Genomic DNA, 20,207 nt, shown 5'->3' on the forward strand with positions numbered 1-20,207 from the left:
GGATGTTCAATCACACTTCGAGACTTTTTCATGAGCGACACCCTCTCCCGCCACCGTCAATTGTGTGAACTGCTTACCGAATATGGTCATCAGTACTATGTGCTGGATAACCCCACAGTGCCGGATGCCGAATACGATCGCCTGATGCGCGAACTGATTGCGCTGGAAGCCGAGCATCCCGAGCTGAAAACTCCGGCGTCCCCCAGCGTGCGGGTCGGCGGCCAGCCGCTGACGGCGTTCAGTCAGGTGCGCCACGAGATCCCAATGCTCAGTCTGGATAACGTCTTTAGCAGCGAAGAGCTGCAGGCGTTCGAACAGCGGATGAGCGATCGCCTCAAGCGTGAGGTTCGTTTCACCTTCTGCTGCGAGCCCAAGCTCGATGGTCTGGCGGTGAGCCTGCTCTATGTGGATGGTCAGCTGGTGCAGGCGGCCACCCGGGGTGATGGCGCCACCGGTGAGGAGATCACCGAGAACGTGCGCACCATCAAGGCCATTCCGCTCGCCCTGCGTGGCACCGGCTGGCCTGCCCGGCTTGAGGTGCGTGGCGAAGTCTTTATGCCCAAAGCCGGTTTCGAGGCGATGAACGCCAGGGCATTGGCCGCGGGCGAGAAGGTATTCGTCAACCCGCGCAACGCCGCCGCAGGCAGCCTGCGTCAGCTCGATTCACGCATCACCGCCAGCCGTCCTCTGAGCTTTTATGCCTATGGCGTGGGGGTGGGGGGCGAGCAGTTGGGTGATTCCCACTTTGGTCGCCTTCATCAGCTCAAGGAGTGGGGGCTGCCGCTCAGTCCCGAGGTGAAGCTCAAAGAGGGGGCTGCCGGTTGTCAGGCGTTCCACGACGACGTTCTGGCTCGTCGTGGCGAGCTCCCTTACGAGATCGACGGCGTGGTCTACAAGGTGGATGCCATCGCCCTGCAGGAAGAGCTGGGCTTTGTGGCCCGCGCGCCGCGCTGGGCGACCGCTCACAAGTTCCCGGCTCAGGAGGAGATGACGGAGCTTGAAAATGTCGAGTTTCAGGTCGGCCGCACCGGCGCCGTGACTCCGGTAGCCAAGCTTAAACCGGTGTTTGTCGGCGGCGTCACCGTCTCCAACGCCACCTTGCACAATGCTGACGAGATTGAGCGCCTCGGTGTGATGATCGGCGATACCGTGATCGTGCGTCGGGCCGGTGACGTGATCCCGCAGATCGTCGCCGTGGTGGAGGCGCAGCGCCCAAGCGATGCCCGTGCGATCCTCTTTCCGACCGAGTGTCCGGTCTGTGGCTCTGCGGTCGAGCGGCTGGAAGGGGAGGCGGTTGCCCGCTGCTCCGGTGGCCTGTTCTGCGAGGCGCAGCGCAAGGAGGCGATCAAGCACTTCGCCGCCCGTCGCGCCATGGATGTGGATGGCCTTGGCGACAAGATTGTCGAGCAACTGGTGGACAAGGGACTGGTGAAGACCCCCGCCGATCTGTTCAGCCTCAACGCCATCCAGCTGGCCGGTCTTGAGCGGATGGGGCAAAAATCGGCCCTCAATCTGGTGGCCGCCATCGATGCGGCCCGCAGCACTACCCTGCCGCGCTTCCTGTTTGCCTTGGGGATCCGCGAAGTCGGGGAGGCGACCGCCTTGAACCTCGCCAACCACTTCCTCACCCTGGATGCCCTGCGCGCCGCCTCGGTGGAGCAACTGCTGACGGTGGCCGATGTGGGCGAGGTGGTGGCCAAGCATGTCTACTACTTCCTGCGTCAGCCGCACAACGTGGAGGTGCTTGAGGCCCTGCTGGCCGCCGGTATCCACTGGCCGGCCATCGAGAAGAAAGAGGCTGCACAGCAGCCTTTTGCCGGCAAGACCTTCGTGCTGACCGGTACGCTGACTACTTTGTCGCGCAACGATGCCAAGGCGGCGCTGCAGGCGCTGGGTGCCAAGGTGGCGGGGTCGGTATCTGCCAAGACCGATGTGCTGGTTGCGGGGGAAGCGGCGGGTTCCAAGCTGACCAAGGCGCAGGAGCTCGGCATCACCATCTGGACCGAAGATGAGCTGCAACAGGCGTTGCAGGGCTGAATAGCCCTCGTGAGGCCTGCTAAGCGCAGCACCCGATAAAAGAGAACCCGGCATGGCCGGGTTCTCTTTTTGTTGTAGGGCAGTCACTCACTCGCGCCAGAGGATCTTGTGACGCCATTTGTCGGGCACGGTGAGCTGCCAGCGGGCCAGCTCGCTCTTGCTGAAGACATACTCGCCGCGCAGGGCCGCGCGCGGGGAGAGGGTGCGGGGCAGGGTGCCCGCCAGTATGGTGTTGATCAGGGAAGCGGCTTGCATCCCCTGATCGTGGCCATCCAGCACCAGCCCGCCGATGGCCATACCCTTGCCGACGGTAAACTCCCAAAAGCAGAAAACGGGTACCGGACTGTTGGCACTGGTCCACTCCAGCACCGTCTGTTCGCTCACATGCTTGCCCTGCTCGTCGATGAGCGTGTGGTAGAGGCCGAGGAAGATCGCCTGATAGCCACTCTTCCTGGCGTTGAGCACCGCCTCCTGCCAGAGGCCGTAGTCGCCGATGAGCTGGCTGTTGACCCGGGTTTGGCCGACCCGCAGTTCGGTCTGGGTCTTGAATTCATCCTCGATGGCGGTGAGTGCCACGTTGCTGGAATCAAACAGCACCAGCGCTTTGTCGAGCCTCCCCATCAGCTGGCTCATTTCGTTGATATTGCGTTTGAGCAGCGGCCGCTCCAGCACGCCGGTGATCTTGGGGTGGCCGACAAAGCCCTTGAGGCGCGGGTTCTCGTTCATGCCAAGAAACACCACCGGGGTGCCCAGCGAAGCGATCTCGTTGGCCAGATAGTTGATGGCATTGTCATCGCCCAGCACCACCAGATCCGGTTTGCTCTTGAGATAGAAGGCGATGGCCTGCTGGGCAATGTCGTCAAACTCCTCCCGCGGGTGACGCTTGGTATCCATATAGAAGTGGGAGATCTTGTGTTCCCCCTGCAAACCATTGATCAGCCCTTCGTTGTAGCTTTGGTCCCACAGGTATTCGGGATGGTAGCTGCTGATCACCAGAATGTGGGCGGCCCGTAGCGGCAGGGCGAGGGTGGCAAGCAGTAGCAACAGCAGGGAGGTGCGCATGGGTTATCCCTTGTCGAGCGGAAGAGTGTACTTACTCAGTATGGGTGGTTTTGGTTGACGCTGTCATCTCGAAACCGGTGTGGTGGGGGGCGATTTTTTTTCGGCTGGGCGGATCGGACGCCAGCCCGCACCACGCTTGAGATTGGATTTGATTGGGGCTTTTTATGGTTGGTCGTGAACTGTCCCGCTCGCTGAAAAACCTGTTCTGGATCAAGAAATGAGGCTGCGCTTTGGTGCCTAATAGACACCACATATAGGGATGCATTCGTTTTTAATCCCTATATGTTGTGTTATTAAGCTGTGTATAAGCTGTTCCCTTCCTATCTTCAGCCCAGGCTTGTCAAGCCTCGGCTGAATTTATTTGCGTCCAGGACGAGATGCCGGGAGGGGGGCCCAACAAGGGTGAGCCAGAGGCAAATGCCTGGCCTTTTAACGGGGAAAATCCATGAAACCGGTTGTGATCAAACGTGACGGATGTCGCGCACCATTCAATGCCCAGCTGATTGCAGAGGCGGTCAGCCGAGCGGCGGAAGCGGTCAATCAGGCCAATCCGGCGCTGGCACTGCGTATTTCAAGCGCGGTCAGCCAGGAGCTGGAAGGGCGTGGTGAAGTTGATATCCACGAGATCCAGAACCGGGTTGAAAACCACCTGATGGCTTCCGACGACAAGGCCATCGCCCGTGCCTATATCGAATATCGCCACGATCGGGATCAGGCCCGCGAGGCGCGCGGCCGTCTGGCGCAGGAGATCCGCGGTCTGGTCGAGCAGACCAACGCCGCCCTGCTCAACGAGAACGCCAACAAAGACTCCAAGGTGATCCCGACCCAGCGCGACCTGCTGGCCGGTATTGTCGCCAAGCACTATGCCACCAGCCACATGCTGCCCCGTGATGTGGTTCAGGCTCACGAGAGCGGTGATCTGCACTTCCACGATCTCGACTACTCCCCCTTCTTCCCGATGTTCAACTGCATGTTGATCGATCTGAAAGGGATGCTGACCCACGGCTTCAAGATGGGCAATGCGGAGATCGATACCCCGAAATCGATCAGCACTGCCACGGCCGTGACCGCCCAGATCATCGCCCAGGTGGCGAGCCACATCTATGGCGGCACCACCATCAACCGCATTGATGAGGTGCTGGCCCCCTATGTGACCATCAGCTGGCAGAAGCACCGTGAAGTGGCCGAAGAGTGGGGCATTGCCGATGTGGAAGCCTACGCCATGGCTCGCACCGAGAAAGAGTGTTACGACGCCTTCCAGTCGCTGGAGTACGAAGTCAACACCCTGCACACAGCGAACGGTCAGACGCCGTTTGTTACCTTCGGCTTTGGCTTGGGGGACAGCTGGGAGTCGCGGATGATCCAGCGCGCCATCCTCAGCAATCGCATCGCTGGCCTTGGCAAGAACAAGAAGACCGCCGTGTTCCCGAAACTGGTGTTCGCCATCAAGGATGGCCTCAACCACAAGCAGGGCGATCCCAACTACGACATCAAGCAACTGGCGCTGGAGTGTGCCTCCAAGCGGATGTATCCGGACATCCTCAACTACGACCAGGTGGTGAAGGTGACCGGCTCCTTCAAGACCCCCATGGGTTGCCGCTCCTTCCTCGGTGCCTACGAGGAGAATGGCGAGCTGATCCACGAAGGTCGCAACAACCTGGGTGTGGTGAGCCTCAACCTGCCGCGCATCGCGCTGAAATCCCGTGATGAAGCGGACTTCTGGGATCGTCTGGATGCCTCCCTGCGGGTCGCCAAGAAGGCGCTGATGTACCGCATCAGCCGTCTGGACGGGGTGAAAGCGCGGGTTGCGCCGATCCTCTATATGGAAGGGGCCTGCGGCGTGCGGCTGAAGGCGGACGACAACGTCAGCGAGATCTTCAAGAACGGACGCGCCTCCATTTCGCTCGGCTATATCGGGGTTCACGAGACTATCAACGCCCTGTTTGGGGACAAGGTACACCTGTTTGACAGCGCCGAGCTGCAGCAGAAGGCCATCGCCATCATCGCCCGCCTCAAGGCGGCCATCGACGAGTGGAAGGATGAGACTGGCTACGGCTTCAGCCTCTACTCCACCCCGAGCGAGAACCTCTGCACCCGTTTCTGCCGCATCGATGCCAAGGAGTTTGGCGTGGTATCCGGCGTGACCGACAAGGGCTACTACACCAACAGCTTCCACCTCGACGTGGAGAAGCAGGTCAATCCGTACGACAAGCTGGACTTCGAGGCGCCCTATCCGCCCATCGCCAGCGGCGGCTTCATCTGCTACGGCGAGTACCCCAATATCCAGCACAACCTGGAAGCGCTGGAAAACGTCTGGGATTACAGCTATGACAAGGTGCCCTACTACGGTACCAACACGCCCATCGACGAGTGCTACGACTGCGGCTTTACCGGCGAGTTCGAGTGCACCTCCAAGGGCTTCACCTGCCCGCGCTGCGGCAACCACGACCCCGCCAAGGTGTCGGTGACCCGCCGTGTCTGCGGCTACCTCGGCAGCCCGGATGCGCGCCCCTTCAATGCGGGCAAGCAGGAAGAAGTGAAGCGCCGCGTCAAACATATGTAAGCGCACAAGCGATGAAGAGCTGGCCCCTGACTCAAGGGGCCATTTTCATTGGAGGGCGGCAGTCATGCCGTATTCCCGTGAACGAGGCAGGAAACAAGCGATGCACTACCACCAATACTATCCGGTCGATGTGATCAACGGCCCCGGCACCCGCGCCACCCTGTTTGTCTCCGGTTGTGAGCACCAGTGCCCGGGTTGCTACAACCAGAGCACCTGGCGGCTCGATGGCGGCAAGCCATTCGATCAGGCGATGAGCGATCGCATCATTAGCGACCTCAACGACAGCCGCATCAAACGGCGAGGTCTGTCGCTCTCCGGCGGCGATCCGCTCCACCCGGCCAACGTGCCCCACGTGCTGGCACTGGTGAAACGGGTACGGGCCGAGTGCCCCGGCAAGGATATCTGGTGCTGGACCGGTTACCTGCTCGGCGAGCTCTCCGTTGCCCAGCGCGAGCTGGTTGCCCTGCTGGATGTGCTGGTGGATGGCAAGTTTGAAAAAGAGCTGGCAGACCCGGGCCTGCAGTGGCGTGGCAGCAGCAATCAGCAGATCCACGACCTCAATGCCTCGCATGATGCGGGTGAGCGAATTCCCTGTCTGGTTTGCAGTTGAAGCCTGGGATGTTTATGGTTAGCCCATTCCAATCCTGACGACATTCATGAAGAGGAGAGCCAAGATGAACAATCTGCTCAAGATCCTGCTGGCCATTCTCCTGCCCCCGGTGTGTAATGCCAGTCAGTTAAGCCTGACTGGCATTGTTTTTATTGACTTTTTTCAAACTCTACTTCTGTGGCCTTGGCTTAACGCCGCGGGGGTAACTTCGCTCCCTTCGTTCCGGCAATACAAACTGCCCCGCCTGTTTCTCCAGCTCCGCCACCCGCGTCGGGATAGTCCCCGGGGACATGTACGGCATGCAGCTCAGTTCATGGATGAGGTACACCGATGCCATGTGAAAACTCCGCTGACTCGCCGTGTACCCCTTCAGGCTCGCCGCCATCTTCACCATCTGGCTGCGTAGCAGGTTGTACACCAGCAGCACGCCCCACAATTCTTGCCGTATTCCCGCCGCCTTCTTGCTGCGTCGGGTCAGTCGGTGTTGTTGCAGACAGTGCTTCATCTCCCGATAACCCAGTTCGATTTCCCAGCGATGGCTGTAGAGCTCGATGATGCCAGCCCCCGGAAAGCGCATTGGGTCAACCATCGAGGTCAGCACTTGGCGCTCCTTGCCGTTGATGTTGTGGGCCAGCAAACGGGCCTCCACCGTGTCCGGCAGCAGCCAGTGACGCTCGCCCCCCGCGGTTTGCCAGGCGTGGAGCAGGCCACGCGAATAGAACCCCTTGTCGAACAGGGTCAGCGAGTGGTCTGACGTGTGCGCGATAAGCTGCTCGGCCAGCACCATCTCGTTGACGGCGCAGCTATCCATGACCGCTTGAACAAGCGGGTGACTGGTGATCTCTATCTGACAGAGCATGCGCACCTGCGGATATGCGGTCTCGCCATGCTGGGTGCCGGGTTTGGCAAAGGCAGCGGCATTGTCCGGAGTATCGGGCGTGCGCCACATCACGCCATCGACAGCGAGCAGTTGCAGCCCGGCTCAACCGGGGTGATTGGCCTGTTGGTGCCAGAGCGGCGATCTCGTGAAACAGCTGCTCGATGCTCTTGTCCCCGAGCATTTGGTGGGCTTGCAGGAAGGCGCTGGGGGCAACAAAGGGGCGGTCATCGGCAACAGGATATCGAGCTGATTGACCAGCTGGATCATGGGAACGTTGCGGAAGATGGCCATGCCGATGATGGCCCAGACCAGACGCTCCATGGGCATGCGGCGACGGCGCAGGGTCACGACATCCTCTTCGGCGAGCAGAGTTGTGATGAGCTCGGGGGAAATGAGGTCGGAGAGTGACTCAAACTGAGCGGGATTGCTGGCGTGGAGGAAGTCGAGAGCCTGTACGATACGCATAAAAAATCCGAAACCAATCAACAGGTTTCGGATTTTTACACATCAGGAGGATCGTCAATGGATCCTTAACTGATCGATATTAGGGCACGAGGCCGGTTTGGTCAATCAGTCAGATGTGATTACTGGAGTACCAGCACCATCAGCAGGCCGACGGTAATGGCAGATACCAGGAAGGCAAAGCCATAGAACACATAGTGGTGCAGCTTGGTGGTGTGGATCCCCAGATCGTGCAGACCGTGGTAGATACGGTGCATGCCGTGCCAGATTGGCAGGGCGATGATCACCAGCAGGATGCAGGCACCCCACCAGGAGCTGGCGAACGCGTGCACGCGGTCATAGCTCATGGCTTCCACGTCCATGATACCCATGGGTACCAGCAGACCGGTGATGAGGACAATGACCGGCAGCAGCATGGCAACGACCATGCCACCCGCACCAAACAGACCCCAGTAAATTGGTTCGTCAGAACGTCTCATTGATTTCTCCTCAGGCCACGATGATCAGGACAAGCAGGGACACCACCGCCAGCGCCACATACTGGGCGAGAACGATCGGCTTCTCCGGTACCAGGTCTTCACCACGGAAGATACGCATGGCTTTCGGCGCCAGGGCGAACCAGGTTTTGGCATGGAACAGGCACGCCGCCAGTGCGATGACATGGAACAGGATGGCGATCGGGCTTTGCAGGGATTCCAGCCAGCCGTTGAACGCTTCCTGACCCTGAACCAGACGCATCAGACCCCACATCAGCACAACGGCGTAGATGGAGACGAAGATACTGGTGCCTTCACGGATCATGTAACCGGTGTAGAAGGCATTCTTCAGCCACCAGTCTTTCTTCATTTCGCGGACGTAAGGCTTACGTTTGCTATTGGTGTTGTTCATGGTCTCATTCCTGATCTCAATCTGGCTTGAACATGGCGATCATGTAGTCCTTGGCGCTCTCGACCTTGCCAAGCTGGATGGCTGCGGCCGGATCCACGCCTTTCGGGCACACTTCGGAGCAATAGCCCACGAAGGTACAACCCCAGACACCTTCGTCCTGGCTGATGATCTTCATCCGCTCTTTGGACGCGCTGTCGCGGTTGTCGGCGTTGTAGCGATAGGCCAGAGCCAGTGCCGCCGGACCGGTGAACTTCTTGTTGATGCCATACTGCGGGCAGGCTGCGTAGCAGAGACCACAGTTGATGCACATGGAGAACTGGTGATACTTCGCCATGTCAGCCGGAGTCTGGGTGTACTCGCCATCGCACAGGCTGCGCGGTTCGCTCGGGATGATGTAGGGCTTGATGCTCTCCAGCTTCTCGATGAAATCGGACATATCGACGACCAGGTCACGCTCAATCGGGAAGTTGTTGAGCGGTTCAATGGTCATCTTGCCTGGCAGATAGTCACGCAGGAAGGTTTTGCAACCCAGCTTGGGTACGCCATTGACCATCATGCCGCAGGAGCCGCAGATCGCCATCCGGCAGGACCAGCGGAAGCTCAGGGTAGAGTCCAGGTGATCCTTGATGTACTGCAGCGCATCCAGCAGGGACATCTCTTTGAGGTAAGGCACCTGGAAGGTTTGCATCCAAGGCTCGTTGTCCTGCTCCGGACGGTAGCGCAGGATTTCAATTTCGATCATCTCAGCCATTCTTCTTAGCCTCGTCTTGTTTCTCACCCTCGGAACCGTACACACGTTTTGCCGGTTGGGATTTAGTGATCTTCACATCGGAGTAATCGATGGTCGGGGCCCCTTCCGGTGCATAGAAGGAGAGAGTGTGCTTGAGGAAGTTCACGTCATCACGCTCCTCATAACCGTCCAGACGCTGGTGGGAACCACGAGACTCTTTACGGTTGATGGCGGAGTGAGCCATGGCTTCGGCCACGTCCAGCATGTAGCCCAGTTCGATGGCGTACAGCAGATCGGTGTTGAAGACAGAGGACTTGTCGTTGATCTTGATCTTCTTGTAACGGGCTTTCAGCTCGTTGATCTTGTCGATGGTGCCCTGCATCAGCTCTTCGGTACGATAGATACCAACGCCAGCTTCCATGGACATGCCCAGTTCGTTGCGGATGTCGGCCGGGTTTTCGGTCCCGTCGATATCCATCAGCGAGAGGTGCTGCTTGATCAACTGCTCGGCCTTGGCGACCAGCGCTTCGGTGTTGCCGTGCTGCTGGGTTGCAGCGAATTCGGCTGCCTGTTCACCAGCCACCTTGCCGAATACCACGATCTCGGACAGGGAGTTGGAACCCAGACGGTTGGCACCGTGCAGGCCGACGGAGGCACACTCGCCAGCGGCGTAGAGGCCTGGCATGCGGGTTGCGCACTTGCCGTCAGTTTCGATACCACCCATGGTGTAGTGGGCAGTCGGACGTACCGGGATCGGCTCCTTGACCGGATCCACACCCACGTAGGCCTTGGCCAGTTCGCAGATGAAAGGCAGACGCTCTTTCAGGTACTTCTCGCCGAGGTGGCGCAGGTCGAGGTGAACCACGTCGCCCATCGGGCCCTGGATCACGCGGCCTTTCTGCTGTTCTTGCCAGAATGCCTGGGAGAGACGGTCACGGGGACCCAGCTCCATGTGTTTGTTCTTCGGCTGGCCAACCGGGGTTTCCGGGCCCAGGCCGTAGTCTTGCAGGTAGCGGTAGCCATCCTTGTTCAGCAGGATGCCACCCTCACCACGACAACCTTCGGTCATCAGGATGCCGGTGCCCGGCAGACCGGTCGGGTGATACTGGACGAACTCCATATCACGCAGCGGTACGCCGTGACGGTAGGCCAGCGCCATGCCGTCACCGGTGACGATGCCACCGTTGGTGTTGTAGCGGTAAACACGACCGGCACCGCCAGTCGCCAGCACCACGGATTTGGCCTGGATAAAGCGGGTGATACCGTTCTGGATATCAAAGGTCAGTACGCCCTGAACGCGACCATCTTCCACGATCAGATCCAGACAGAAGTGCTCATCGTAGCGCTTGATGGTCGGATACTTGATGGAGGTCTGGAACAGGGTGTGCAGAATGTGGAAACCGGATTTATCTGCGGCGAACCAGGTGCGCGGGATCTTCATCCCGCCGAAACGGCGGACGTTGGCCTTGCCATCCGGCTTGCGGCTCCAGGGGCAACCCCAGTGCTCCAGCTGGATCATTTCGTTGGTGGCGTTGTTGACGAAGTATTCGACTACGTCCTGCTCACACAACCAGTCACCACCGGAGACGGTGTCATTGAAGTGGTTTTCGAGGGAGTCGTCATCACGCACGACGCCTGCGGCGCCACCTTCGGCGGCCACTGTATGGCTGCGCATCGGATAGACCTTGGAAATCAGGGCGATTTCCAGCTCCGGGTGGGCTTCTGCAATGGCGATTGCGGCACGCAGGCCACCACCACCGGCACCGATGATGGCAACATCGGTCTTGATAATATCCACATCTGCCTCCTTAGGGATAGATTTGCTGGGCACGATTTTGCTCTATGAAAAAAATTCAGGCTTGATGCAAGTCAAACTGCTAGGTTTTATTCCATTTTTATTGGTTATTTTTCTATAAAACACCCAAATCCCTGGATGAAAATGTCGTTATTATCGCCATTTTTTGGTGTTACTGAGCAGTTGAACACCTTGCTACGCATACTTTAACTTCTGGATTGTACGTAGTTTTCTTTCAATAAAATGCGAATCACCTCTCTTTTTAGGTACTCACGAAAAAAATTTTAAGTTTTTTATTGTAATTTTTTAATGAGAATTATTGGCATTTATTCATTTAGATAAAAATAAATAATCCGAATTGCGGCGACCGCTACGGAGGTGATTGGATAAATCCAGATGAATCACAAGGATTTCAGGGCCGGAGATTTGGCGGGTAATATGAGATTAATCACTGAAAATTAAGCGCTATTTAGAAAAATAAAAGGGGCCTGTACGGCCCCTTTTACTCATGCTCAAATGCGGAACATGCCGACCTGATTGCTCAGTTCACCCGAAATATTTTTAAGTTGTTCAGAGAGATGGCGCGAACTGTCTGCATCCACTGCCAGTTCGTCCGAGACATCTTTGACCGCCTGAATGTTGCGGCTTACCTCGTCGGTGACGGCCCGCTGCTCTTCGGCTGCGCTGGAGATCTGGGTCGCCATGTCGGAGATCTGGTTGATCGAGGTGGTGATCTGCTCCAGCGCATGGGTGGCGTTGTTGGCGTCATCCACGCTGTTCTGGGCCAACTGCTGGCCTTCGTGCATGGTGCTGACCGCACCCTGGGTATTGCGCTGCAGGGTTTCGATCATGCTGCGGATCTCGACAGTCGAGCTGTGGGTGCGCTGTGACAAGACGCGCACCTCGTCGGCCACCACCGCGAAACCACGGCCCTGTTCACCGGCACGCGCCGCTTCGATGGCGGCGTTGAGCGCCAGCAGGTTGGTCTGCTCGGCGATGCCCTGAATGGTGGAGAGGATGGTGTTGATCTCCTGGGCGTTCTTCTCCAGTTCCTGAATGATGTTGGAGGCCTGCTCCACCTGGGTGGCGAGATCGGTAATGGAGCGCTGGTTGCGGGCGATCACCTGTTTGCCATGCTCGCAACTGCTGGAGGAGCTGCGGGCCGCTTCGGCGGTCTGCTCGGCGTTGCTGGCCACCTCGATCGCGGTGGCGGACATCTCGTGCACCGCAGTGGCGATCTGGGAGATCTCGTTTTGCTGGCGTGCCAGCCCCTGATTGGCCTTCTCCGCCATGCTGTGGGAGGACTTGGCCTGCTGGTTGAGTTGGCCGGAGGAGTTGGAGATATCCTGCACCATCACATGGATGCGGTCGATGAAGGTGTTGACGTGCTTGGCAACCGCGCCCACTTCATCTTCTCGCTCGATCTTGATGCGGCGGGTCAAATCGCCGTTGCCACGGGAGAGATCGGCAATCGCCTCGCCCAGGGTTTTCAGGGGGGCCAGCGAGCCGTTGATGGCAACATAGGAGAAGCCAGCCACGATCAGTATGGTGATGAGCCCCTGAATGAGGGAGGAGGTGACCATGCTGCGTACCGACTGGTAGGCGGTTTCGTCATCCACCATCATGCCGTAATACCAGTTGGTATTAGGGATCGCGTTGAAGTCAAAGACCTCTTTCTTGCCGCTGATCATTAGCTCGTTGATCATGCCGTCATGGGCGATCTGGTTGATATAGGATGCGGTCAACTCAGGGGCCAGCGCAGTTGCGGGTTTCAGGCTCATGGATGCATCGGGGTGCGCGATGATGGTGCCGTTGCTGTCGACCAGCATGGCGTAAGTGCCCTCGGTGGTAACCGCCAGAATGTCCGAGATAAGGGCGCTGATAGAGACGTCTCCGGCGATGACCCCTTGGGTGTTGCCACGCTGGAACGGCTCGGCGATGGTGACGATCAGTTGGCCGGTGGAGATATCGGCATAGGGCGCGGTGATGACCAGCTTGCCTGCTGCCATCGCATCCTTGTACCAGGGACGTTGACGGGGATCATAACCGGCAGGCAGGTTGGTGGGTTTACTCTGGATCATCTTGCCGTCTGCGGTGCCGGCATAGACCAGGTCGAAGCCACCTGCATTCATGGATTGGGCCAGATGACTGATGGGCTCATCTTCTTTGGTAAAAGCCTCCTTGGTGGTACTGACCATGCTTACCCTGGAGTCGACCCAGCGAGAGATCCCCTTGACGTTGGCCATCGAGCTTTCGTCAATGGTATTCCAGATCAAACGCTGTGTTTCACTGCGCAGTTGTGAGGTGTTGTACCAGACCTGCAGGCCGGTGATCACCAGAATGATGATACCTATAGCCAGGACCAGCTTGTTTTTAATGGATAAGTTCATAATTACATCCTTGTGAGCGTCAGTCTGAGTGTTGGAAACTAATTATTGTTATGAGCCTGTACTTATCGGCCGAAATTGAACTCTTTGTATCCCGGTCAGCTATTTAAAGTTAGTGCCTAAATCAGTGGTTATCCATATGTGTATCGCACCCTTATGGCGCCAGAAAACGATCTGGCCGATTGGTAAAGATTCCATCGACCCCCATGCTGGCGAGTGTTTCATAATCCTCTGGGTAATCAACGGTATAAACCAGCACCCTTAACCCGCGTCGATGGGCATCTTCAACCAGCATCGGGTCAACGAAATCCACATCGCAGTTGAGTGACCAGGCCCCCAGATCGTCGGCAAACTGCGCCAGGTTGAGCGGTAGATTGGCGGTCAGGGCACCGAGCCGGATATCGGGCCGCAAGGCGGCAAAGCGGGCCAGCTCCGGGTGATGGAAGGAAGAAACCACCCACTGCTCGGGGGTAAAGCCAAGCTCGGCTTCTGCCCGTCGGGTCAGGGTTGCCACCGCGTCGGCGGTATGGGCGCCCTTGAGCTCGATATGCAGCTCGCAGCGTCCGGCGATGATCTCCATCACCTGCCACAGGGTCGGGATCTGCTCTCCCTCACCGGCATCGAGCTGCTCGAGATAGGAGCGCGATTGCTCGGTTAACACTCCCTTGCCGTTGGTGCAGCGCTCCAGCCGCCGGTCGTGAAAGACCCACAACTCGCCATCGGCCGCCTGTACGTCGATCTCGATGGCTGGCGCACCCAGCTCCAGCGCTTTGGCCATCGCCTTGAGGGTGTTTTCCGGTGCCAGACCGCTGGCGCCACGGTGGGCAATAATCTGCATATTCTGCTCCTTTTACCTCGCGGGTCAGCCGCGGCTCAGGTGAATGTCGATCTGTTGATGGGGCAGGGTAAGTCCCTGCTGCTGCATCTTCTCCAGCACTAGCGAGTGAACCTCGTGGGTGATGGGCATCCGGTGATCCATGTTGTTGACGTAGAGGCGGATCTCGTAGATCAGCGCCGAGTCGGTAAATTCAATCAGGAACACCTCGGGCGTCGGCGTCTCCAGCACCAGGGTCGATGCCTGGATGGACTCTTCCAGAATGCGCTGTACCAGTTTCGGATCCCGGGTCAGGCCGATGCGGATCCGCAGTTTGACCCGGGTGATGGCGTCGGAGAGCGACCAGTTGATGAACTGCTCGGTGATGAAGGCCTTGTTGGGCACGATGATCTCCTTGCGGTCCCAATCCACGATAGTCGTCGCCCGGGTTTTTATCTTGGTGACCGTGCCGGTGAGATCGCGGATGGTGACGGTATCACCGAGCCGGATCGGCTTTTCAAACAGGATGATGAGGCCGGAGACAAAGTTGGCGAAGATCTCCTGCAGACCGAAACCCAGCCCCACCGAGAGGGCGGCGACCAGCCACTGGGTCTTCGACCAGTCGATGCCAAGCATGGAGAAGCCGGTGAGGGCGCCGATCAGGATCACCAGATACTTGCTGGTGGTAGTGAGGGCAAAACCGGTACCCGGGGAGAGGCTCAGATGCTGCAGCAGGGTCAGCTCCATTAGCCCCGGCAGATTGCGGGCTGTCACCACGGTCAGGATAAAGACGAAGGCGGTCAGCATCAGATCCTGCAAGGTGATCGCAGAGAGCTGCTCGATGCCACCAATCTTGCTGCTCACCTGCCACACCTCGATATTGCTGAGGAAGCTGAAGGCGGAGTTGAGATCCGACCATTGCACCACCACCAGCATGGTGAAGCCCAGCATCAGCAGGGTGCGCACCAGCCCCAGCGACTGGGCGCTGATGGTATCGAGATCCAGCTCGGTCTCTTCCACCACATCGGGGATCTCCGAACTCAGCTCCTCCTGATTGTCGTCACGACCACGCTGGGCCAGGATCTCGGCCCGCTTACTCTTGGCGCGCTCGAAGGCGAGGCGGCGGCGCTGGATCAGCATCCAGCGTCTGGCCAGATAGTAGACCAGCAGGCAACCCAGCCCCATCAGCAGGCTCAGCTCCAGCTGGCGCAGCAGGATGCGCGAGGTGTAGAAGTAGCCAAACAGGGCACCGATCACCGCCAGCAGTGGTGCCAGCATCAGGCTGTTCCAGATGAAGTGGTGCAGCAGGTGGGGCTTGGTCATGTCGCTCTGGCCCCAGGTGAGCGGTAGTCGCTCTCGGTTGAGGCGGGCAAAAAAGAGCAGCAGCCAGAGGGCGCCGATCATGAAGGCCATCCGGCCGAGGGAGTCGTAGAAGGCGTGCTCCTGATAGCTGTTGGCCATCCCCTGCACAAAGAAACTCGGGATCAGCACCAGCAGCAGGGTGCGAAACTGGTTCCAAACCTGCTGCACCCGTTCTCTCGGCCAGCGGAAGTGGTGGATCAGGATCCCTTTCTCCAGGGTCAGATGGCGGGCCATCACCAGCGCCAGCAACAGAAACCAGATCTCGCCAAGGCCACGCGCCACCGCCACCGCAAACGGGTATTGCCAGGCCCCTTCGAGCAGGCCGCGCACCATCAGCACCATGGCGGGCAAGGGGAGCGAGGCGAGCAGGGAGCGCAGCAGCAAGCGGCTGGTGAGGCTGAATTTGTCCTGGGTCACCTTGCCGATCCGCGGCGCAATATGGTCGCAATACTGGTTCAGGTGACGGGCCAGTTTGAACCAGCTCCAGGCCAGCACCAGCAGACCAATGCCAGCCAGAGTGAGGCTCAGCGGGTTGTTCTCGGCGATGGCATAGGGCAGTTGCAGCCAGTTGTCCGGGTTGAAGGCCAGCGTCAGCGCGGCAGGAATGCCGAGCATCACCTGTGGGGTAAAAGGGCGCACATCCGGCATCCAGAACAGGTGGCTGGCGCTTATTTCACGGATCTCGTCGATCTTGCTGTTCTGGCGGCTGTAGAGCAGCTTGAGACGGGTCTGCTCCTGGATCAGGGTATCGGAGGCGTCATTGAGCCGGGTCAGCAGCTGGCGCCGGGCCTTGAGCAGGTTGTCGAGCACCGACAATTGCGGGCGATCCAGCGTCACCTCCTCTTCTGCCAGCAGCTTGTCGCGCAACTGGCGAGTATCCTTGAGGCCATCCTGCTCGCTCTCGTACTGGTACTTGGCCATGCGGGCGTTGACGATGGCGGACTCCAGCTTGTCGAGAGGGAACAGGGGGGGCAGATCGGAAAGTTTGCTGCGTAGGTTTTCGCCATAGGCGTTGCTGATCTGCAGCCACTCCAGCTGTTCGCGCACCGAGTTGACCAGCTCATTCAGTTCAAACAGATTCTTGTCGACACTGCGCTGCTCGTCCTGCACCCGCTCAATCTGATCCTCCAGCGTGCCGAGCTGGATCGAGAGCGCCTGATTCTGCTGTTGCTGTTCCAGCAGCAGCGGCATGTCGGTGGTGAGCTGTTTGCGCAGCCGCTCGCTCTCCTCCAGCGCCTGCTCGGTCTTCTCCCGCCGCAGCTGGTTCTGCTGGGTCAGCAGGCTGGCTTGCCACTCATCCTCATCGGCGATGGCCAGATTGAGCTCCTGCAGTTTCAGTTTGCCGAGATCGTTGCGCTGCTGGGCCGAGAGCTGCTCCAGCTCCAGCATCTGGATCCGGTCGGACAGACTCTGCTCCTTCATTCTGGTCAGCAGCAGCTGGGCCTCCTGCTGGCGATCCGATTCGCTGCTGAAGCTCAGCCGCTCCAGCTGGCTGCGGGTCAGTTGCAGCTGTTTGCGCAGATCATCCACCCGCAGGTGATACTCTTGCCCGGTGCTTTCCAGCTGGTTGAGGTTGTCCATCACCCCCTGCCGCTCCTTGCGCAGGTTGAGCTGGCGGTTGCTGCTCAGGCCAATGGCCTGACGCAGCGCCTCCTCCTTGAGGCTCGTCAGCTGCGGGCGATCGGCGGGCTGATAGTTGTGCAGGCTCTCCTTGAGGCGCGCTGACTCCTTGGGGTAATCGATGAGGATCTGCTGATAGGCCTTGCTCTGCTCCCGGTAGCGCTCGGCCTCTCTGGCAAATTGCAGCGCCTGCTGGTAGCTCTCCCGCAGCTTCTGGTTTTCCGGGGTGTCGCTCTTGGGCACGCTCTGTAGCAACGCTTCGATTTGGTCAATGGCATCATCGGCGCGCACGGCTGGCGGCAACAAGATAAGGGAGAGCAGCAAGAGGGTGAGCAGGCGTTGCAACATGAGGCTCGTTTCCGTTCAGAAGAGGTGGCCCTAGCCTAAAACAGGGCAGGGAGGCGGGTAAAGCAGTCCATATTAATGAGTCATAACACAAATAACAGGAAGTCATGCTGCCGTTTCGCTATGATCCGGCCGCTCTCTCTCCACCGGGTTGAATATGTCAGCTGTTGATCTGGGCACAGCCCCGCTATCTCGCCTTTTCTGGCGTTACGTAACCCCGACCGTGGCCGCCATGCTGATCACCGGCATCTATGTCACCATCGATGGCATCTTCGTTGGCCATGTGCTGGGTCAGGATGGCATGGCTGGTCTGATGTTGGCCTACCCCATCTGCGCCGTGCTCTATGCTGTGGGGGCGCTGATCGGCATGGGGGCTTCATCGCTGGTCTCCTTCTATCTGGGGCAGGGCAATCCGGCCAAAGCCCGCCATATTGTCGGCAATGCGCTGGTGATGGTGTTGCTGGCCTCGGCGTTACTCAGTTTTCTCGGGATCCGCTATGGCGAGCCGATGCTGGCCTGGATGGGGGCGGAGGGGGAGATCTTCACTGCCGGGCTCGCCTACCTGCAGGCTTACGCCTGGCTCGGCGTCTTTGCTGTGCTGTCGATGGCGTTCAGCTCGCTGCTGCGCAACGATGGCCGCCCCGGCTTTGTCACCATCATCATGGTGGTCGGGGGGCTGCTCAATGTGCTGCTCGACTATCTGCTGATGGTGGTGTTCCCGTTCGGGCTGGCCGGGGTGGCGACGGCCACCATGCTCTCCCAGGCGGTGACGGGCCTCGCCTGCCTGTGGCACTTCTTCACGCCGCGCAGTCAGCTGCGGATCAGCTGGGATACCCTGCGCCCCGATCTGCGGCTGATGGGGGAGACGGTGCGCCTCGGGGTATCGAGTTTTCTGATGTACCTCTATCTGTCGGTGGTGCTGGCGCTGCACAACAAGGCGTTGCTGGCGGTGGGTACGTCGCTGCATGTGGCCGCCTACGGGGTGATCAGCTACACCGAAGCCTTCTTCTATCTGGTGTTCGAGGGGATCGCCATGGGTATCCAGCCCATCGCCAGCTTCAACGCGGGTGCCGGTCACTGGCAGCGGGTGCTGCGGGTGCGCAACCTGGCGCTCGGGGTGACGCTGGGGATCGCCCTGTGCGCCATGATCCCGCTCTATCTGTGGCCGGAGGCGGCGGTCTATCTGTTTGCCGGTGACAACGCCACCCTGCTGCCGGTGGCGAGTCTCGGGATCTGGCTCTACTTCTGGGGGCTGCCGATGGAAGGTTTGCTGCTGGTAGGGGCCACCTACTTCCAGGCCATCAATCGGGCCCGCATCGCCTCCCTGCTTACCGGCGGCAAGCTGGTGCTGATCGGCGGTTTCTTGTGGGGATTCTCGACCTTGTGGGGCGTGCCCGGGGTCTGGCTGGCATTGCCAACCTGCAGCTCCTTGTTGGTGCTGGTGATGTGGCGGGCGATGCGTCGGGAGTCCGGTGCCCACGCGCAGGCATGACAGGCAATCAGGTTCGACGTGCAGATAGCAGACAGGCAGCCATGGGCTACCTGTTTTGTTAACGGGCTTTTTATTCGAGAATTTTTTGTTAACGGGCTTTGCCGATTCAGGGCTTGAAGGCACCGATAAAGATGGCGGGATCGACCCGGGTGTCGTTGAGGCTGACGTTCCAGTGCATATGGGGGCCGGTGGCGCGACCGGTCGAACCGACTCGCCCGACGATGCCGCCGCGCGGTAGGCTTTGACCCAGCTTCACATCGATCTTCGACATGTGGCAGAACATGCTGATGAGCCCCTGACCGTGGTCGACAAAGACGGTGTTACCGTTGAAGAAGTAGTCGCCGATCAGGATCACCTTGCCAGCGGCGGGGGACTTGATCGGGGTGCCGGCGCCCACGGCGAAGTCGAGGCCGGAGTGGGGGTTGCGTTCCTCGTCATTGAAGAAGCGACGCAGGCCAAACGGGCTGGAGAGGGGGCCGTTGACCGGCTTGTCGAACATCAGGTTGCTCGGCTGGTGGGGGCTGAAGGTCTGGTAAGCCCGGGTCTGCTCCGCCAGCTCGCGGTTGATGCGGGTCATATCCTCGGCGAGCGGATTGACCTGACGGCTGTTCTTGAGCTTGATGTGCTGCTCGCGGTAGTGCTTGGGGGTGACGGTGAAGCCGAGAGTACGGCCATCACCTGTGGTCAGTTGCTGGGTACCGGGCGTGCTTTTCAGTGAGAGGCCGACGATAGCGATCCACTGGTTGTCTTCACGTACCACCAGCACAGGCTTGTCGTGATAGCGAGCCGTGGGCGCGGTTGATTGCGCGCCAAGAGGGATCACCGCAACGCCACCCGGCACCGGATGGTTGAGCAGGCGACTGATAAAACCTTCGGCCAGGGCTGACTGGCTGGCCAGTAACAACAACAGACAACAAACAACTCTCATGACGATACCACGCGATGTTAAAACGCCCGGGATGGCGGGATGACAACCCCCTGTCCGGCATTCGTCGATCACTAAAGGGTGACCACGGCACGCTGGCCACGATAGTGGCTGCTGGGGGAGGGGGCAGATTGTGCCTCGTTATGGTCTGGGCAGCCAGAGGTGGGGCGTGGCTGATGCCCTTTTTGTGCATCGCTGCGTCAGGTTTTATGTCGTGACGGGACTGCATCGCCAT

Annotated in this window: 15 protein-coding genes; 4 read left to right on the top strand and 11 right to left on the bottom strand. The window is 59.2% G+C overall.

Annotation, left to right across the window (positions count from 1 at the left end):
• Nucleotides 1–30: 30 nt before the first annotated feature.
• Nucleotides 31–2,037 (top strand): NAD-dependent DNA ligase LigA, encoded by a 2,007-nt coding sequence (gene ligA, locus BSP75_RS18395; RefSeq protein ID WP_075114166.1) that lies wholly within the window; start codon nt 31–33, stop codon nt 2,035–2,037.
• 87 nt (nt 2,038–2,124) lie between these two features.
• On the opposite strand, the gene BSP75_RS18400 is transcribed toward ligA, so the two are convergent.
• Nucleotides 2,125–3,099, bottom strand: a complete 975-nt coding sequence (locus BSP75_RS18400) for an ABC transporter substrate binding protein (protein WP_075114167.1) — start codon at nt 3,097–3,099, stop codon at nt 2,125–2,127.
• Nucleotides 3,100–3,544: 445 nt separating this feature from the next.
• Here BSP75_RS18400 and nrdD point away from each other — a divergent pair, with 445 nt between their 5' ends.
• Both nrdD and nrdG read left to right on the top strand, forming a co-directional pair.
• Nucleotides 3,545–5,662 (top strand): anaerobic ribonucleoside-triphosphate reductase, encoded by a 2,118-nt coding sequence (nrdD, locus tag BSP75_RS18405; RefSeq protein WP_058052762.1) that lies wholly within the window; start codon nt 3,545–3,547, stop codon nt 5,660–5,662.
• A 100-nt stretch (nt 5,663–5,762) separates the two neighbouring features.
• Nucleotides 5,763–6,272, top strand: a complete 510-nt coding sequence (gene nrdG, locus BSP75_RS18410) for an anaerobic ribonucleoside-triphosphate reductase-activating protein (RefSeq protein ID WP_075114168.1) — start codon at nt 5,763–5,765, stop codon at nt 6,270–6,272.
• A gap of 169 nt (nt 6,273–6,441) precedes the next feature.
• Here the strand turns inward: nrdG and BSP75_RS18415 are convergent, their stop codons facing one another.
• The 9 genes from BSP75_RS18415 to mscM form a co-directional block, all read right to left on the bottom strand.
• A complete protein-coding gene (locus BSP75_RS18415) occupies nt 6,442–7,248 on the bottom strand; it encodes an IS4 family transposase (RefSeq protein WP_362859402.1) in 807 nt (268 codons plus the stop codon).
• A 6-nt stretch (nt 7,249–7,254) separates the two neighbouring features.
• The gene (locus tag BSP75_RS22095) at nt 7,255–7,617 is read right to left on the bottom strand and encodes a transposase domain-containing protein (protein ID WP_290439303.1); all 363 of its coding nucleotides are present in this window, start codon (nt 7,615–7,617) and stop codon (nt 7,255–7,257) included.
• A gap of 119 nt (nt 7,618–7,736) precedes the next feature.
• The gene (frdD, locus tag BSP75_RS18420) at nt 7,737–8,093 is read right to left on the bottom strand and encodes a fumarate reductase subunit FrdD (protein ID WP_042063914.1); all 357 of its coding nucleotides are present in this window, start codon (nt 8,091–8,093) and stop codon (nt 7,737–7,739) included.
• A gap of 10 nt (nt 8,094–8,103) precedes the next feature.
• Entirely contained in the window at nt 8,104–8,502 is a 399-nt protein-coding gene (locus BSP75_RS18425; RefSeq protein ID WP_042063913.1) for a fumarate reductase, read from the bottom strand.
• A gap of 16 nt (nt 8,503–8,518) precedes the next feature.
• Nucleotides 8,519–9,253 (bottom strand): succinate dehydrogenase/fumarate reductase iron-sulfur subunit, encoded by a 735-nt coding sequence (locus BSP75_RS18430; RefSeq protein WP_042063912.1) that lies wholly within the window; start codon nt 9,251–9,253, stop codon nt 8,519–8,521.
• Nucleotides 9,246–11,030, bottom strand: coding sequence for a fumarate reductase (quinol) flavoprotein subunit (gene frdA, locus BSP75_RS18435; RefSeq protein WP_042063911.1), 1,785 nt, complete (start codon nt 11,028–11,030; stop codon nt 9,246–9,248). Before frdA ends, BSP75_RS18430 begins: the two co-directional genes overlap by 8 nt.
• Before the next feature lie 509 nt (nt 11,031–11,539).
• The gene (locus BSP75_RS18440) at nt 11,540–13,417 is read right to left on the bottom strand and encodes a methyl-accepting chemotaxis protein (protein ID WP_075114169.1); all 1,878 of its coding nucleotides are present in this window, start codon (nt 13,415–13,417) and stop codon (nt 11,540–11,542) included.
• Nucleotides 13,418–13,568: 151 nt separating this feature from the next.
• Nucleotides 13,569–14,252 carry a glycerophosphodiester phosphodiesterase gene (locus BSP75_RS18445; protein ID WP_075114170.1) on the bottom strand — a complete coding sequence of 228 codons (684 nt, stop codon included), beginning with the start codon at nt 14,250–14,252 and terminating at the stop codon, nt 13,569–13,571.
• Between the two features lie 24 nt (nt 14,253–14,276).
• A complete protein-coding gene (mscM, locus tag BSP75_RS18450) occupies nt 14,277–17,558 on the bottom strand; it encodes a miniconductance mechanosensitive channel MscM (RefSeq protein WP_075114171.1) in 3,282 nt (1,093 codons plus the stop codon).
• Nucleotides 17,559–17,712: 154 nt separating this feature from the next.
• Between mscM and BSP75_RS18455 the strand changes: the two genes are divergently transcribed.
• Nucleotides 17,713–19,047: an MATE family efflux transporter gene (locus BSP75_RS18455; protein ID WP_075114172.1), complete on the top strand. Its 1,335-nt coding sequence runs from the start codon at nt 17,713–17,715 to the stop codon at nt 19,045–19,047.
• A 106-nt stretch (nt 19,048–19,153) separates the two neighbouring features.
• Here the strand turns inward: BSP75_RS18455 and BSP75_RS18460 are convergent, their stop codons facing one another.
• A complete protein-coding gene (locus tag BSP75_RS18460; RefSeq protein WP_075114173.1) occupies nt 19,154–19,975 on the bottom strand; it encodes a peptidoglycan DD-metalloendopeptidase family protein in 822 nt (273 codons plus the stop codon).
• Nucleotides 19,976–20,207: the final 232 nt, after the last annotated feature.

Source organism: Aeromonas sp. YN13HZO-058 (assembly GCF_001921245.1).
Lineage (GTDB): Bacteria > Pseudomonadota > Gammaproteobacteria > Enterobacterales > Aeromonadaceae > Aeromonas > Aeromonas allosaccharophila.